At 59.5% G+C, this 15925-nt stretch carries 13 protein-coding genes; 6 read left to right on the top strand and 7 right to left on the bottom strand.

Annotation, left to right across the window (positions count from 1 at the left end):
* Nucleotides 1–31: 31 nt before the first annotated feature.
* From BLQ98_RS14950 to BLQ98_RS14975, 6 genes are all read right to left on the bottom strand, one after another.
* Complete coding sequence (locus BLQ98_RS14950) at nt 32–868, bottom strand: ABC transporter ATP-binding protein (RefSeq protein WP_093734065.1); 837 nt, start codon at nt 866–868, stop codon at nt 32–34.
* 76 nt (nt 869–944) lie between these two features.
* Nucleotides 945–2225 (bottom strand): ABC transporter substrate-binding protein, encoded by a 1281-nt coding sequence (locus BLQ98_RS14955; protein WP_093734066.1) that lies wholly within the window; start codon nt 2223–2225, stop codon nt 945–947.
* A 98-nt stretch (nt 2226–2323) separates the two neighbouring features.
* A complete protein-coding gene (locus BLQ98_RS14960) occupies nt 2324–3400 on the bottom strand; it encodes a branched-chain amino acid ABC transporter permease (RefSeq protein ID WP_093734067.1) in 1077 nt (358 codons plus the stop codon).
* Between the two features lie 87 nt (nt 3401–3487).
* Nucleotides 3488–4477, bottom strand: coding sequence for a branched-chain amino acid ABC transporter permease (locus tag BLQ98_RS14965; protein ID WP_005850184.1), 990 nt, complete (start codon nt 4475–4477; stop codon nt 3488–3490).
* A 35-nt stretch (nt 4478–4512) separates the two neighbouring features.
* Complete coding sequence (locus BLQ98_RS14970; protein ID WP_237272617.1) at nt 4513–5322, bottom strand: ABC transporter ATP-binding protein; 810 nt, start codon at nt 5320–5322, stop codon at nt 4513–4515.
* 85 nt (nt 5323–5407) lie between these two features.
* Complete coding sequence (locus BLQ98_RS14975) at nt 5408–7378, bottom strand: AMP-binding protein (protein WP_167354555.1); 1971 nt, start codon at nt 7376–7378, stop codon at nt 5408–5410.
* A gap of 206 nt (nt 7379–7584) precedes the next feature.
* Here BLQ98_RS14975 and BLQ98_RS14980 point away from each other — a divergent pair, with 206 nt between their 5' ends.
* The 3 genes from BLQ98_RS14980 (at nt 7585) to BLQ98_RS14990 (ending at nt 10504) form a co-directional block, all read left to right on the top strand.
* Complete coding sequence (locus BLQ98_RS14980; RefSeq protein ID WP_093734069.1) at nt 7585–9495, top strand: PAS-domain containing protein; 1911 nt, start codon at nt 7585–7587, stop codon at nt 9493–9495.
* A complete protein-coding gene (locus BLQ98_RS14985) occupies nt 9492–10193 on the top strand; it encodes a response regulator transcription factor (RefSeq protein WP_093734070.1) in 702 nt (233 codons plus the stop codon). Before BLQ98_RS14980 ends, BLQ98_RS14985 begins: the two co-directional genes overlap by 4 nt.
* A gap of 83 nt (nt 10194–10276) precedes the next feature.
* A complete protein-coding gene (locus BLQ98_RS14990) occupies nt 10277–10504 on the top strand; it encodes a WGR domain-containing protein (protein WP_093734071.1) in 228 nt (75 codons plus the stop codon).
* A 90-nt stretch (nt 10505–10594) separates the two neighbouring features.
* On the opposite strand, the gene fdhF is transcribed toward BLQ98_RS14990, so the two are convergent.
* A complete protein-coding gene (gene fdhF, locus BLQ98_RS14995; protein ID WP_093734072.1) occupies nt 10595–13363 on the bottom strand; it encodes a formate dehydrogenase subunit alpha in 2769 nt (922 codons plus the stop codon).
* Between the two features lie 210 nt (nt 13364–13573).
* On the opposite strand from fdhF, the gene BLQ98_RS15000 reads away from it, so the two are divergent.
* Genes BLQ98_RS15000 through BLQ98_RS15010 form a run of 3 tightly spaced genes read left to right on the top strand, consistent with a single transcriptional unit; the run spans nt 13574 to nt 15911 of the window.
* Complete coding sequence (locus BLQ98_RS15000; protein ID WP_093734073.1) at nt 13574–14227, top strand: histidine phosphatase family protein; 654 nt, start codon at nt 13574–13576, stop codon at nt 14225–14227.
* 11 nt (nt 14228–14238) lie between these two features.
* A complete protein-coding gene (locus BLQ98_RS15005; protein ID WP_093734074.1) occupies nt 14239–14859 on the top strand; it encodes a glutathione S-transferase family protein in 621 nt (206 codons plus the stop codon).
* The gene (locus tag BLQ98_RS15010) at nt 14856–15911 is read left to right on the top strand and encodes a saccharopine dehydrogenase (RefSeq protein WP_093734075.1); all 1056 of its coding nucleotides are present in this window, start codon (nt 14856–14858) and stop codon (nt 15909–15911) included. Before BLQ98_RS15005 ends, BLQ98_RS15010 begins: the two co-directional genes overlap by 4 nt.
* Nucleotides 15912–15925: the final 14 nt, after the last annotated feature.

Consider the following 15925-nt stretch of genomic DNA (forward strand, 5'->3'; position numbering starts at 1 on the left):
GAAAGGGAAGGATCGTGAGGCGTGCGCCGGATCAGCTGAGCCAGCGCTTGCGGCGACGGTAGCTGCGCACATCGCGGAAGGATTTGCGCCCCTCGTCCGACATGCCAAGGTAAAATTCCTTAACGTCCTGGTTCTCGCGCAGGTCGGCGGCAGGGCCGTCCATCACGACGCGACCCGATTCCAGAATATAGCCATAGTGCGCAAAGCGCAGCGCGACGTTGGTGTTTTGCTCGGCCAGCAAGAACGTTACGCCTTCGTTTTCGTTCACCGATTTGACGATCTCGAAAATCTGCTCAACCAGCTGCGGTGCAAGGCCCATCGACGGCTCGTCCAGCAGGATCGTTTCGGGGCGCGACATCAAGGCGCGACCGATCGCACACATCTGTTGTTCCCCACCCGAGGTATAGCCCGCCTGCGATTTACGCCGTTCGCGCAGCCGCGGGAAATATTCATAGACCATCTCTAGATCACGCGCGATGGCCGCCTTGCCGTCGCTACGGGTATAGGCCCCGGTCAGCAGGTTCTCTTCGATGGTGAGGTGCTCGAAACAGTGACGCCCCTCCATGACCTGCACGACACCGCGTTTCACCATATCTGCAGGGCCCGAGTTATGGACCGGCTCGTTGCGGTATTTGATCGACCCTTTGGTCACCTCGCCGCGTTCTGAATGCAGAAGGTTCGAGACCGCCTTGAGCGTCGTCGTCTTGCCCGCGCCATTGCCGCCCAACAAGGCCGTGATACCGCCCTTGGGCACCTTCAGGCTCACACCCTTTAGCACCAGAATGACCGAGTTGTAGATCACCTCGATATTATTGACCTCAAGAAGGGTCTCGACCTGCGCGTCGGGCGTTGGGGTGGCATCCAGCATGGGTGTCTCTTTCACTAGGTGGCGTGGGGATCGGACGCGGCAGCACTGCCGCCGCGCCCTTGTTTAATGGCTGCGTTTAGCAGCTGGGTTCGATACCGGATTCTGCGGCAAAGGCCTGCGCATCTTCGGTGACCAGCGGGGCCAGCACGTCTTGGTCCGACTGGATATAGTCGGTGATCAGGCTCCAGCTGTCGGCCGCTGCATCCCATTGCGCCACAGCACCATAGCCGTTGCCGCCATGGTTTTCGCACGACACGGTGAACTCCGGCCCAAAGTTGGGCAGACCCAGATCCGCCATTTTGGCTTCGGTGATTTCCAGTGCTTCCATGCCATCACGCATCTGCGCCGGTGTCAGCGCCTTGGTGTCGTGAATGCCCTGTGCCGTTTTGGCAGCTTCAGCCGCCAGCATCGCCGCATAAAGACCACGGTTATACAAAGCGGTCCCGATCTGGTCGCCCGCGCCTGCTGCTTTACCTGCATCAACAACAAACTTCTGGATGTCGTCGAAGACGGGGAAGTCATCGCCCACATTGTGGAAGGTCAGCGCCTTATAGCCGTTGGCTTTTTCGCCTGCTGGACGCACGTCGTTTTCAGAACCGGACCACCAGATGCCGATGAACTGATCCATCGGATAGCGGATGTTCGCGGCCTCTTGGACGGCGACCTGATTCATCACGCCCCAACCGTACATGATCACGTTGTCCGGCTTTTCACGACGGATCTGCAACCACTGGGATTTCTGTTCCTGACCGGGGTGGTCAACGGGCAACAGCGAAAGTTCGAACCCGTGCTTTTTGCCAAGCTCTTCCAGCGTGCGGATCGGCTCTTTGCCGTAGGCAGAGTTGTGATAGACTAGCGCGATCTTCTTACCCTCAAGGCTGCCACCGTTCAGATCCAGCAAGTGCTTGATCGCGACCGATGCGCCGTCCCAGTAGTTCGCGGGGTAATTAAAGATGTTGCTAAAGACCGACCCGTCTTTGGCCGATGTGCGGCCATAGCCCATCGAGTGGACAGGAATGCCGTCTGCCGTCGCTTTAGGGATCAGCTGGTAGGTGATGCCAGTAGACAGCGGCTGATAGACCAACGCGCCTTCGCCCTTAGTGCTTTCATAGCATTCCACACCTTTTTCGGTGTTATAGCCGGTTTCGCATTCGATCATCCGGATCGGTTCTCCACCGATGCCGCCGTCACGTTCGTTCAGCAACGTAAAATAATCCGCATAACCGTCGGCAAACGGAATGCCATTCGCCGCATAGGGGCCCGTGCGATAGCTGAGCGACGGGAATACAAGCTCTGCCATTGCGGGGCCCGCAGCCAGAGCAGCGCCTAGCGCCAACGTAGTCATCTTCAGTTTCATCGGTGTTTCCTCCCTTGGATGTATCCGATCTTGCCGGGTTGTCCCGGTCGTCTTCTTCGGCCTTGGGTCTCCTCCCCCGCTGGCCATGCCGCCCCCCGCTAGTGCGGGAAGGGCCACAATCTCAGTTTTTCCTTGGCGACACGCCACAGCTGCGCCAGCCCGTGCGGTTCCGCGATCAAGAAAATGATGATCAACCCGCCGACGATCACAAGCTGCAAGTGTGCCACGATATCCGTCGGCCAGCCCAACCAGTCGACACCCACGATTTTCAGCGCCACAGGCAAGAGCACAAGGAACGCGGCCCCGGCAAAGCTGCCAAAGATCGACCCCAGCCCACCGATGATAATCATAAAGAGCACAAGGAATGATTTCTGGATACCAAAGACTTCGCCGACCTCGACCGCGCCGAGATAGACAGAAAAGAACAACGCACCCGAGATGCCGATAAAGAAGGAGCTGACCGCAAAGGCCGTCAATTTTGCCCGCAGCGGGCTCACCCCGATGATCTCGGCCGCGATATCCATGTCACGGATCGCCATCCATTTGCGCCCCACCGACCCGCGGGTCAGGTTGCGCGCCACATAGGCGCTAAAGATCACAAACATCAGGCAGAACAGATAGGTCGCCCAGGCTTGCGTATTCGGTCCGGTGATCTCGATCCCGAAAAAGGTCCGCTCCGGCGCGCTGATCTGGCCCGAGGCAGAGTAGTTGTAGAACCACGGCACACGGTTGAAGAGCCAGACCAAAAAGAACTGCGCCGCCAACGTGGCCACGGCCAGATAGAACCCTTTGATCCGCAGCGATGGCAGGCCGAACAACACGCCGACACAGGCCGTGACCAGACCCGACAACAGCACATGCACCAGCATGCTGACCTCGGGAAAGGCGGTCATGAATTTGTAGCAGGCATAGGCCCCCACAGCCATAAAGCCGCCTGTTCCCAGGCTCACCTGTCCGCAATAGCCCACCAGGATATTCAACCCGATCGCCGCGATGGCGTAGATCAGGAACGGCAGGAACAGCGAGTTCACCCAGTAGTCATTGATCATAAACGGGATCACCGCGATGGCGATGAACAGCACAAAGTAATAGCGATACCGATCAAACTTGATCGGAAACGTCTGGCTGTCTTCCGCATAGGTGGAGCTGAAATCCCCTGATTCACGATAAAGCATCAGATGCGCCCCTCATTCCAAATGGTTTTAAATCCTGGGGCCCGAACCCTACACATTGGCAAAGCCCCGGTCAGGAAGTTGCCAAAACTACACACGCTCAATGATTTTCTCCCCGAACAAGCCCTGCGGACGGAACACCAGAAAGATCAGCGCCAACATGTAAGCAAACCAGTTCTCAGTTGCACCGCCAAGGAAAGGCGCACCGATCAGGAATTCGAACAGTTTCTCACCCACACCAATGATCAAGCCGCCCACGATGGCACCGGGAATAGAGGTGAACCCCCCAAGCATCAGCACCGGTAACGCCTTGAGCGCGATCAGCGAGAGCGAGAATTGAACCCCCGATTTCGTGCCCCACATGATGCCTGCCACCAGTGCGACAAAGCCCGCCAACGACCACACGAGGATCCAGATAAAGTTCAGCGACACGCCGACCGACAAAGCCGCTTGGTGGTCATCCGCCACTGCCCGCATGGCGCGGCCCTGCTTGGTGTATTGTGCAAACATCACCAGCCCGATCACCAGCAACGCGGCGATAATGCTGGCTACGATATCCAGATTATCAATGAAGAACCCGTAGCCAAAGGCGTTAAAAGTGGTGTCGTCGATCCAGGTGTTCAAACCCTGCGGCAGGCCCACATCCATAGATTTGATGTCGGACCCCCACATCAGATCGCCCACCCCTTCAAGGAAATAGGCCAGACCGATGGTCGCCATGAACAGGATGATCGGCTCTTGCCCGACCAGATGGCGAAACACCAACCGCTGGACCGCATAAGCCAGACCGATCATCACCACCATGGTCAGCAAGATCGCAAGGAACGCCGGTACATGCCATCCGAAATGGTGAATATCCGTGCCCAGGATCGCGTTGATCAGATGGCTGAACGGCACCTGCCCGTCGATGATCCCGGCAAGAGTCAGAGCCGCGAACAGCGCCATCACCCCTTGGGCATAGTTGAAAATACCCGAGGCTTTGTAGATCAGAACAAACCCCAACGCGACCAGTGCATACAGCACGCCCGCCATCAGACCGTTCAGGAACACCTCGATTGTAAAGGCCAGTTGCTCAGGCATATCAGACCCTCCTCATCGCAAAACCAGTGGCAAAATCAGTCATGGGCAACCCCCAGATACGCGTCGATCACGTCTTGATTGTTGCGCACCTCGCTTGGGGTGCCGTCGCCGATCTTCTTGCCGTAATCCATCACAACCACGCGGTCGCTCAAGTCCATCACAACGCCCATGTCATGTTCGATCAGGGCAATCGTCGTACCAAATTCATCGTTCACATCCAGAATAAAGCGGCTCATGTCCTCTTTTTCCTCTACGTTCATCCCCGCCATCGGTTCGTCCAGCAGCAAGATTGACGGCTCGGCAGCCAGCGCGCGCGCCAGCTCGACACGTTTCTTCAACCCATAAGACAGCCGCGACACGGGCGTCTTGCGGATCGCCTGAATCTCAAGGAAATCGATGATCTTTTCGGCGACTTCGCGGTTCGCGGTCTCTTCGCGCTCTGCCTTGCCCTTCCAGATCGACTGCCAGAACATGCCGGTCTTCATATTGGTCAAACGCCCGGTCATGACGTTATCCAGCACCGACATCCCTTCGAACAGGGCGATGTTCTGGAACGTGCGTGCGATGCCCTGCTGCGCCACCTCGTAAGGTTTCATCGACGGACGTGGGGCCCCCTTGTACCAAACCTCGCCTTCCTGCGGCACATAGAACCCGCTGATCACGTTCAGCATGGATGACTTGCCGGCGCCGTTCGGTCCGATGATGGCGCGAATCTCGCCCTGACGGATATCGAAGGAGATATCCTTGATCGCCTCTACCCCACCAAACCGCAGGGTGATGTTTTTCATTTCCATCACAACGGGGCCAATCTGGCGCCCATCCGCTGTGACATAGCCGTCGGTCATATCTTTCACGCCGCAGCCCCCTTCCAAATGGTCTTAAAATCCACTGCGCAACCGCAGCGCCCGCATGATCCGTTTGATGTCATGCTCATTGCGCGGCCATCTTGCGGGTGTCTGCGAACACCTTGGCGTCGCGCACCTCCAGCGTGGCCGCAATCGACCCCTTGCGCCCGTCTTCATAGGTCACTTCGGTGACCGTGCTGACCGAAGGCGACCCGTCGTAGAGGGCGGTGATGATGTCATCGAACTTCTCGCCGATGACTTTGCGCCGCACTTTGCGCGTGCGCGTCAACTCTCCGTCGTCGGCATCAAGCTCTTTGTGCAGCACGACAAAGCGATGCACCTGACAACCCGACAGCATTTCATCCTCGGCGATAGAGGCGTTGACCTCTTCCACATGGCTCTGGATCGTGTCCATTACTTGGGGATGCCGCGCCAGTTCTTGATAGGACGCATAGCCGATGTTGTTGCGCTCCGCCCAGTTTCCGACCGCGGTCAGGTCGATGTTGATAAAGGCAGTGCAGGCGTCGCGTCCGTTGCCAAACACCACCGCTTCAAGGATGTTGGGGAAGAACTTCAGCTTATTCTCCACGTATTTCGGCGCGAACAGGCTGCCATCGGCCATTTTGCCCACATCCTTGGCCCGGTCGATAATGCGCAGATGGCCCGAGCTTTCCTCGATAAAGCCAGCGTCACCGGTCGCGACCCAACCCTCGGCATCCTTGGTATCTGCGGTGCTCTCGGGGTTTTTGTAATACTCGACGAAAACGCCGGGGCTACGGTAGAAGACTTCGCCATTCTCAGCGATCTTGAGTTCTACGCCGGGGCAGGTCACGCCGACCGTGTCACTACGCACTTCGCCGTCCGGCTGCGCGGTGATAAACACCGTCGCCTCTGTTTGTCCGTAAAGCTGTTTCAAGTTGATCCCGAGCGAGCGATAGAAATCGAAGATCTCCGGCCCGATCGCCTCGCCCGCGGTATAACCGACGCGCACGCGGCTGAGGCCCAGCGTGTTTTTCAGCGGGCCATAGATCATCAGCTCGCCCAGGGCATATTTCGCGCGGTCCATCGCGCCGATGGATTTACCGTCCAGAATGGCGGGGCCAACCCTGCGCGCATGGGCCATGAATTTATCGAACAGCCACTTCTTGAACCGGCTCGCGTCCTCCATCCGGATCATCACCGATGTCAGCTGGGTTTCAAATACACGGGGCGGGGCAAAGTAGTAGGTCGGGCCGATTTCGCGCAAATCAACATGCATCGTATCAGCTGATTCAGGGCAGTTCGTGCAAAACCCCGTCCACAGCGCCTGCCCTACGGAAAAGATAAAATCCCCCACCCAAGCCATCGGCAGGTAGGCCAGAATATCGTCGGTCTGGCGCAACTTGTCGAAGGCAGAAGAAGATTTGGCTGTCTCGATAATGTTGCGGTTGCTCAGCACCACCCCCTTGGGCTTGCCCGTGGTGCCCGAGGTGTAAAGCATGACGCCGGTGCTGTCGTAATCCAGCTTGGCCTGACGTGCCTCAAGCTCTTTGATGTGTTTATCGCGTGCCTTGCGGCCCATGTCTTGGACGGCGCTATATTGGTCCAGCGCGGCGTGATCGTATTTGCGCAAGCCGCGCGGATCGAGATAGATCATACGTTCGAACTGGGTCAGCTGGTTTTGAACATCCAGCACCTTATCGACCTGTTCCTGGTCGCCCACGATGGCAAACCGTGCGCCGCAATGGTCCAGCACATAGGCCATCTCTTCGGCGTTAGCGTCCTGATACAGCGGCACAGGCACGGCACCGACCATCTCTGCGGCCATCATGGCCCAATAGAGATAGGGACGATTGCGGCCGATGATGGCGATAAAGTCACCCTCGTTCGCGCCCAGCTCCAGCAGGCCAAGCGCAAGCGCCTCGACCTCGTCGCGGGTCTGTGCCCACGTCCAGCTTTGCCAGATGCCATATTCCTTTTCGCGATACGCAGGCGCGTTCGCAAATTGCTTTGCATTACGATGCAGCAGCGCCGGAACCGATTGCGGTCCGTCGGCGCTCACGAGCGTGTGAGCCAAATGTCTTCCTCCCAAACCCTGCTCTTTTTCGGCAGGTCGATCGCTGGTGCGATTCTGATGTCACACCATGATGTTGACCCGATGCTCTGCGTCAACTTTTACCTAATGATTTCTCAATTCTAACGAATTGTAACAGGCGTGATTTCCCAAGGTTGCGCTTGGCGGCACCTTGGGGATGGTGCAGTCTGCCGCCGGGGGGAGGACGCATGCAGATCGACGATCATCAGACAAAACTCATGACGGCTGCGGGGCTGAACCTGATCGCGCAAGCGCTGACGATCTATGACGCGGATTTGCGGCTGGTGCTGTGTAATGCACCGTTCCAGCAGATGTTTGACCTCCCCAAAGCGCTGGTCACCCCCGGCGCGAGCTTTCAAGAAACGATCACCCTGCTGGCACAGTTGGGAGAATACGGTGACGTGGACGACGTGGCGCATTTTGTGGCCGAAAGGGTGGAACAGGCCCGCGCGTTTGAAGCGCATTATATGGAACGTACCCGCGCCAATGGCCGCACCATCTCGGTCGAAGGGTCGCCCCTGCCCCAAGGCGGCTGGGTCACCGTCTACACCGACATCACCCGCACCAAACAGCAAGAGGCACTGCTGCGCGCGCGGTCTGATGCGCTGTCGGGGCAGGTGCTGGCCCACGCCGAAGAACTGTCAGCCACCAACCGCGAACTTGCCGCGATGAACACCGCGCTGGAAGAGGCGAAACGCCAGCTTACCCTGTCCGAAGCCCGCACGCGGCTGACCACAGAAATGATGCCGGCCCATATCGCCCATGTGGATGCAAACGCCTGTTACACCTATTCAAACCGGCGGTTGGCCTCTGTCATGCCGGGGCGGCGCGCGGACCTGATCGGCCGCCATATTACCGAGGTTCTGGGCAAGCAGGCCTACGACTCTATCGCCCCCTCGCTCACCCAAGCCTTTGCCGGAAAGCCGTCGGTGATCGAATTCACGGACGAGATGAGTGCCCGGCGCATCCGCGGAGCGTTTACCCCCGATACAAACGGCGGGGTCTATATCCTGTCGATGGATGTGACCGAGGAAACCCAGAACCGTGTCGCGCTGCAGCAGACCCGCCGGCGCGAGATCGCGGCGCAGGTGATTTCGGGGCTGGCGCATGATTTTTCCAACTTACTGACGATCATCCTTGGCCTGCAGTCCCGGCTGGGGCGGCTGGACGGCCAACCGGCAGAGGCGGCCCCCCTCATCGAAGGCACTCTTGCCGCGGCGCGCCGGGGCGGCACGTTGCTTAGCTCTATTGCCGATATGACGGGCGCGCGCACGCTGCGTCCGACCGCGACCCATATCCCGCGGCTGCTTGAAGATCTGACCCTGATCGCGCGCCCCACCCTGCCCAAGGGCATGACCCTGAGCATCGACAACCAGATGGGTGACACCCCCGTGCTGCTGGACAGCGGGTTGGTGCAGGACGGGCTGCTGAACCTGATCCTGAACGCCCGCGATGCCTGCGGGGCTGCGGGGGCGATCTCGCTTGAAGTACGACAGGTCCATGACACATGGATCGAATGGGTCTTGCGCGATACCGGCCCCGGTTTTTCGCCCTCGGCGCTGGAGCACGGGTTTGATCCGTTTTTTACGACCAAAGGGGCCGAAGGATCGGGGCTGGGGCTGCCGATGGTCTATGATATGGTGAAATCGGCGGGGGGCGATCTGCGCCTTGGCAATACGGCCCATGGCGCGCAGGTGACCATGCGGCTGCCCTACCGCCCCGCCGTCGCTGCCACCACCGGGCTGGTGTTGCTGGTCGAAGACGCCGATGATCTGCGCGCGCTCGTGCGGGATATGCTGATGGGCCTGGGCCATTCCGTGATCGAAGCTGCCAGCGCGGACGAAGCGACCGCGCTACTCGCCGATCTGCCCGATATCGCGCTGATCCTGTCTGACATCCAGCTTGTCGGCGAGGCGACAGGGCTGGACCTTGCCAAACGGCTACCACCCGACGCGCCGCCACTGGTGCTGATGACCTCGCTGCCGCCCGATGACGCCCAGTTCCTAGAGGCGCAAACCCTCGCACCCGTGCTGCGCAAACCGTTCGAAGCCGCGGACCTGACCGCATTGATTGCCCCGAAAGAGATCGCCGCCCAATGACCCGCCCCCTTGTCACCATTCTGGACGATGAACCCGAAATCCGCACCCTTCTGGCTGTCGCGCTGGAGGAAGCGGGCTTTGACACGCTCTCGTTCGGCCGCGCCCGCGCGTTCGAGGCCGCTTTGGCGACCCACACCCCCGACGTTTGCCTTGTCGACCTGTCCCTGCCGGATTCCGACGGGCTGACTTTGGTGCACCGTCTCGCGTTGGAACAGGGTGCGATTGTTATCATCATCTCGGGGCGCGCTCAGGTGCAGGACCGCGTCACGGGGCTGGAGCTTGGGGCCGATGATTATATCATCAAACCCTTTGATCCGGCCGAAGTCGTCGCCCGTATCCGCGCCCGCTTGCGCAGCGCCAAGCCGTCCCCGCAGGCAGGCACGGTCGCGGCGTTCAGCGGCTGGAAAGCGCATTTCGACCGCTACGCGCTGGAGGATGACACCGGTGCCGAAATCCCGTTTTCCCATGCCGAGGGGGAGGTCCTGCGCCTGTTTCTCGACGCGCCCAAACGCCTGCTGAGCCGCGCACAGATGCAGTCAAGCTTGGGCGGCGTCGCCTCTGAAAGCTTTGACAGGGCGATGGATGTCCGCATCTCTCGTTTGCGGACCAAGCTGCGCGAAGACCCCAAGAACCCCCAGCTTATCAAGACAATCTATGGGGCGGGCTATATCTTTCTGGGCGACGTTACATGGAGCTGACACCCCTTTCATGTCCCATCTTTTTAGCGTCGACATGAACCTTGGTATTGCGCGCCTGCCCTGTCGCCCGTTAGATTCCACCGATGATCGAATGTTTGCTCTACCGGACCAATGTGGCCCAACGACGGCTGTTTTACCGCGTGGAAATCGCGATGAACCTCTTTAGCGAAGTATCCGTACTGCGCGAATGGGGTGTGGCCGGCGGACAACCCAAAGCGGTCATCCAGTGTTTCGGCAACTTGCGCGAGGCGTCAAAAATGGCCGACCGCTATCGCAACCGTGCTGAACGCCGCGGGTATCTACGCCACTGAACCTAAATAGATATCGAGCCGGGCCGGCATCTGCCCCAACGTCTCAGGCGATATTGTGGTCGCGCAAAAGGTTGGGGTTGATTTGCAGGGTTACTCTGCGGGTTGGGGGACTGTTGCGGCCTCTACTTTCACCGCCGAGAATTTGAACTCGGGGATTTTCCCATAGGGGTCAACCGCCGGATTGGTCAGGATATTCGCCGCGGCTTCGACATAAGCGAAGGGCAGAAAAACCATATCGGGCGACACGGCGCGGTCTTCGCGGGCCATCAGCTCGATCGATCCACGCTTTGTCGTCAGACGGATATACGCCCCCGGCTGAACCCCCAGCTTGCGCAAGGTCGACGGGTGGAGCGAACAGTTCGCCTCGGGTTCTAACCCGTCCAGCACATAGGACCGCCGCGTCATGGATCCCGTGTGCCAATGTTCCAGCTGGCGCCCTGTGGTCAGGATCATCGGATAGTCTTCGTCGGGCGCATCATCAGGTGCGATAATGCTGGCAGGCGTGAACCGTGCGCGCCCGTCTTGCCGCGGGAACCCGTCGGCAAAGACAATCGCCTGCCCCGGATCCGTGGGACTGGTCGAGGGATAGGTCACGGCCCCTTCGTTCTTTAGACGGTCCCATGTAATGTTGTTCAGTGACGACATGTTCAGCTTCATCTCGGCGAAGACCTGGCTTGGGTCGGTATAGGTCCACCCCAGCCCCAGACGTTTCGCCAGTTCGACCTCGATCCACCAGTCTTCTTTCGCGTCGCCGGGCGGCGGCACGGCGGGGCGGCCCATTTGCACCTGACGGTTGGTGTTGGTCACTGTGCCGGATTTCTCGGCAAAGGCGCTTGCGGGTAGGATCACATCGGCAAAGTTCGCGGTTTCGGTCAAAAAGATATCCTGCACCACGAGATGATCAAGCTTGGCCAGCCCATCGCGGGCATGTTCCACATCGGGGTCGGACATGGCGGGGTTCTCACCCAGAACATATAGGCTCCGGATGTCGCCATCATACACCGCGTCCATGATTTCGGTCACGGTAAGACCCTTCTGGCTGCTGAAATCGCTGCTTTGCCACACGTCGGTAAAGGCAGACCGCACGCCATCATCGGACACCGGCTGGTAATCGGGCAGGAACATCGGGATCAGCCCCGCGTCGGATGCGCCTTGCACATTGTTCTGCCCCCGCAACGGGTGCAGCCCCGCACCGGGCCGTCCGATTTGCCCCGTCATCAGCGCAAGCGAGATCAGGCAGCGCGAATTATCGGTGCCGTGGATGTGCTGCGAAATGCCCATGCCCCAGAAAATCATCGCCGCATTGGCCCCCGCAAAGGTCCGCGCCACATCGCGCAGCACCTCCGCGTCGATGCCGCAGATCTTGGACATTTTCTCGGGGGTAAAGGTTTTCAGGTGGGCTTTCTCGATTTCCCAGTTTTCGGTGTAAGCCTCGATATACTGTTGATCGAACAGCTTTTCCTCGACGATCACATGCATGATCGCGTTTAACATCGACACATCGGTGCCGGGGCGGAATTGCAGCATATGCGACGCATGACGTTTCAGCGCTTGGCCGCGCGGGTCCATCACGATCAGCTTGCCGCCGCGCTTGGCGAATTGCTTGAAGAACGTCGCCGCGACGGGGTGGTTCTCGGTCGGGTTCGCGCCGATCACAATCGCCACATCGGCGTTTTCGATCTGGTTGAATGTCGCGGTAACGGCCCCCGAACCGACGTTCTCCATCAGTGCTGCCACGGACGATGCATGGCAAAGCCGCGTGCAGTGGTCGACGTTGTTATGACCAAAACCCTGACGGATGATCTTTTGAAACAGGTAGGCTTCCTCGTTCGTGCATTTCGCCGACCCAAAACCCGCCACGCCCGTGCCGCCAATCTTTTTCATGCCATCCGCGGCAAAATCCAAGGCCTCGTCCCAGGTGGCTTCGCGGAAGTGGGTTTGCCAGTTGCCCGGGTCCACGTTCAGCCCTTTGGGGGGGGCGTCCTTACGACGGATCAGCGGTTTGGTCAGCCGGTGCGGGTGGTGGATATAGTCGAAGCCAAAGCGCCCTTTGACGCACAGCCGCCCCTCGTTCGCGGGGCCATTGATGCCGTCGACGTATTTGATTTTACCGTCCTTGACCTTCAGCGACACCTGACAGCCCACACCGCAGAACGGGCAGATGCTGTCGACTTCGCTATCAAAGTCGGCGCTGTCCCCAACCTGCGCGTCATCGACCACCGTGGCGGGCATCAGCGCCCCCGTTGGGCAGGCCTGCACACATTCACCGCACGCCACACAAGAGGACGCGCCCATTGGGTCGTCCATATCGAACACCGGATAGCTGTCCTGCCCCCTACCGGCCATGCCGATCACGTCGTTCACCTGCACCTCGCGGCACGCACGCACACACAAGTTGCACTGGATACAGGCATCAAGGTTCACACGCATTGCGACATGGCTGTCGTCCAGCAGCGGAATGCGCCCCTCTTCCAGCTTGGGAAAGCGGCTTTCCGAGATACCCTCCATCTCGGCCATATCCCACAAATGGCTCGACTTATCATGGGCCACCTCTCGCGCGGGCTGATCTGTAACCAACAGTTCCATCACCATCTTGCGGGCATTTTCGGCGCGGGCATTGTTGGTGGTCACGACCATGCCGTCGCTTGGTTCACGCAGGCAAGACGCAGCCAGAACGCGCTCGCCTTCGATCTCGACCATACAGGCGCGGCAGTTCCCGTCAGGGCGATACCCTGGCTCTGGCGTAAAGCACAGATGCGGGATTTTCAGCCCGCGACCATTGGCGATTTCCCATATGGTCAGCCCGGCATCGGCCTCGACCGTTTCGCCGTCGAGCGTGAATTTAACCTTGTTCGCCATGTGGAAACCTCCTGTACCGTCCCGCAGTATAGGCAGGGCATGTGCGCGGCGGCAGTCATAATCCCGACACCCTGCCCCGTTTTTGCGCCACCGGCGTTTCCGATATGCGACGCCGGGGGCCTGCGGCAAAAAATCCCTGCGCCATGTGCCGGCAGCCTTTCAACCCGCGCAAGGCTTGCCTATCAATGGCGCAACAGAAAAAGGCGCGCCATGTCCCACATTACTCTTATCCGCCACGGTCAGGCAAATTCACATGCCAAAGACGAAATCAGTTATGACAAGCTCAGCCCGCTTGGTCATGAACAGGCCGCGTGGCTGGGCGATCACCTGCGGCAGTCGGAAACGCATCATACGCGGCTTTATACCGGCACGCTGCGGCGGCATAAAGAAACCGCCGAAGGCATGAACACCGGGCTTGAACCGGTCCGCGATGCACGGCTGAACGAGCTTGAGTATTTCACGCTTGCCACCATGATGGAGCAACAGCACGGCATCCCCTTTCCGACCGAGCAGGGCGGCTTTACCAAACACCTCCCGCTGGTGTTCGAGACGTGGAAAAGCGACCAGCTTGAAAACCCGCCCGAAAGCTACGCCAACTTTGAAAGCCGCATCAAATCCGTGCTCCAGGAAATCTCGGACGGGGACGGTCCCGCGCTGGTGGTGACGTCAGGGGGGCTGATTTCTATGGTGATGGCGCAGGCGATGGGGCTGGGTATTCCGGCCATGTCGCGCATTGCGCTGGCGATTATGCACACGTCAATGCACAGGCTGTTCCCCATCGGCGGCCATTGGTCACCGGTATTGTTCAACGCGGTGCCTCATCTGGACACGCCTGCACGCCGTGTCGCGCAGACCCATATTTGAAAGGTAAAATGATGCTTTCGCTTTATTACACGCCCGGAACCATCTCTGTTGCGGTGGCGGTCGCCCTCGAAGAGGCGGGCCTGCCCTATCGCGCGGTGCGCGTCGATTTCGCCACGGCAGAGCAGACAAAACCTGACTATCTGGCGATCAACCCCAAGGGCCGCGTTCCCGCGCTGCGCCTTGAGGATGATACGATCCTGACAGAAACGGGTGCCTTGCTTGATTATGTCGCCGCCATCGCCCCCAAGGCAGGCCTGTCCCCGTCGGACGCGACTGCAGCGGCACAGATGCGCAGTGCGATGTATTACCTCGCCTCGACCATGCATGTCGCACACGCCCACAAAATGCGCGGATCGCGGTGGGCCAAGCACCAGTCAAGCTTTGACGATATGACCGCTCAGGTGCCCGAGACCATGGCCGCCTGCGCCGATTTTGTCGAAAATGACATCCTGCGCGGACCGTATGTATTGGGCGACGCTTTCAGCCTTGCCGATCCGTATCTGTTCGTTGTGTGCAACTGGCTTGAGGGGGACGGCGTAGAGACCGCGGCCTATCCCAAGATCACCGCGTTCATGCAGCAAATGAAAGCCCGCGACAGTGTCGTCACGGTAAAAGACAAAGGCATGCTATGACCGCGCCACATCTCTGGGTCCGCGCCGAACAGCGCAACAATGAAACCCGCGTGGGCATTACGCCCAAAGGGGTTTCGACGCTGATGGAACAGGGTTTCCGCGTCACGGTCGAAGCATCAGACACCCGCGTCATCGCAACCGACGCCTACAAGGCCACAGGCTGCGCCATCGCGCCCCAGAACAGCTGGCCTGATGCCCCCGCTGATGCGATCATCTTTGGCCTGAAAGAGCTACCTGAAGACGGCACGCCATTGGTCCATCGGCACATCATGTTTGGGCACGCCTATAAAGGACAATCGGCGGGGCGGACGCTGTTAGGGCGTTTCAAGGCTGGCGGCGGCACGTTGCTGGATTTGGAATATCTAACAGAGGATTCCGGTCGCCGTGTCGCCGCCTTTGGGTATTGGGCAGGGTTTGCCGGCGCTGCGGTGGCCGTCAAATGCTGGGCAGCCCAAACCCGCAACAAGGCCGTCGCCGCGATCACGCCTTATCCGGACGCCGACGCGCTGACCCGCGACCTTGCGGCACAGATTGACGGACTCGAGGTGCCGGACGCTTTGGTCATCGGCGCACTTGGGCGTGTCGGCAGCGGTGCGGCGGATTTATGCGCGCGCCTTGGCATCAAAGTGACCGGTTGGGACATGAAGGAAACGGCTCACGGTGGCCCCTTCCCGGAAATCTTGCAGCACGTGCTGTTTTTCAACTGCATTCTGGCGGGGCCGCAGACACCGGTTTTCGTGCCCCAAAGCGCGCTTGATCGGCCACGGGCGCTGCGGGTGATCGGGGATATTGCCTGCGACCCCGATAGCGATTTCAACCCTGTGCCGGTTTATGACCGCGCAACAACATGGGCAGAGCCCGCCTTGCGCGTCCACAATACCCCGCCGTTGGATGTCACCGCGATTGATAACCTGCCATCGATGCTGCCGCTGGAAAGCTCTGAAGACTACGCCGCGCAGCTGCTGCCGACGCTGTCCGCGCTGGCGGATCATGACGCCCCTGTCTGGCAGCGTGCACGCACGCTTTTCGTTACGCATAGCGCAAAGCTGTAATGCTTTGCGGGCGG

Source organism: Sulfitobacter litoralis (assembly GCF_900103185.1).
Lineage (GTDB): Bacteria > Pseudomonadota > Alphaproteobacteria > Rhodobacterales > Rhodobacteraceae > Sulfitobacter > Sulfitobacter litoralis.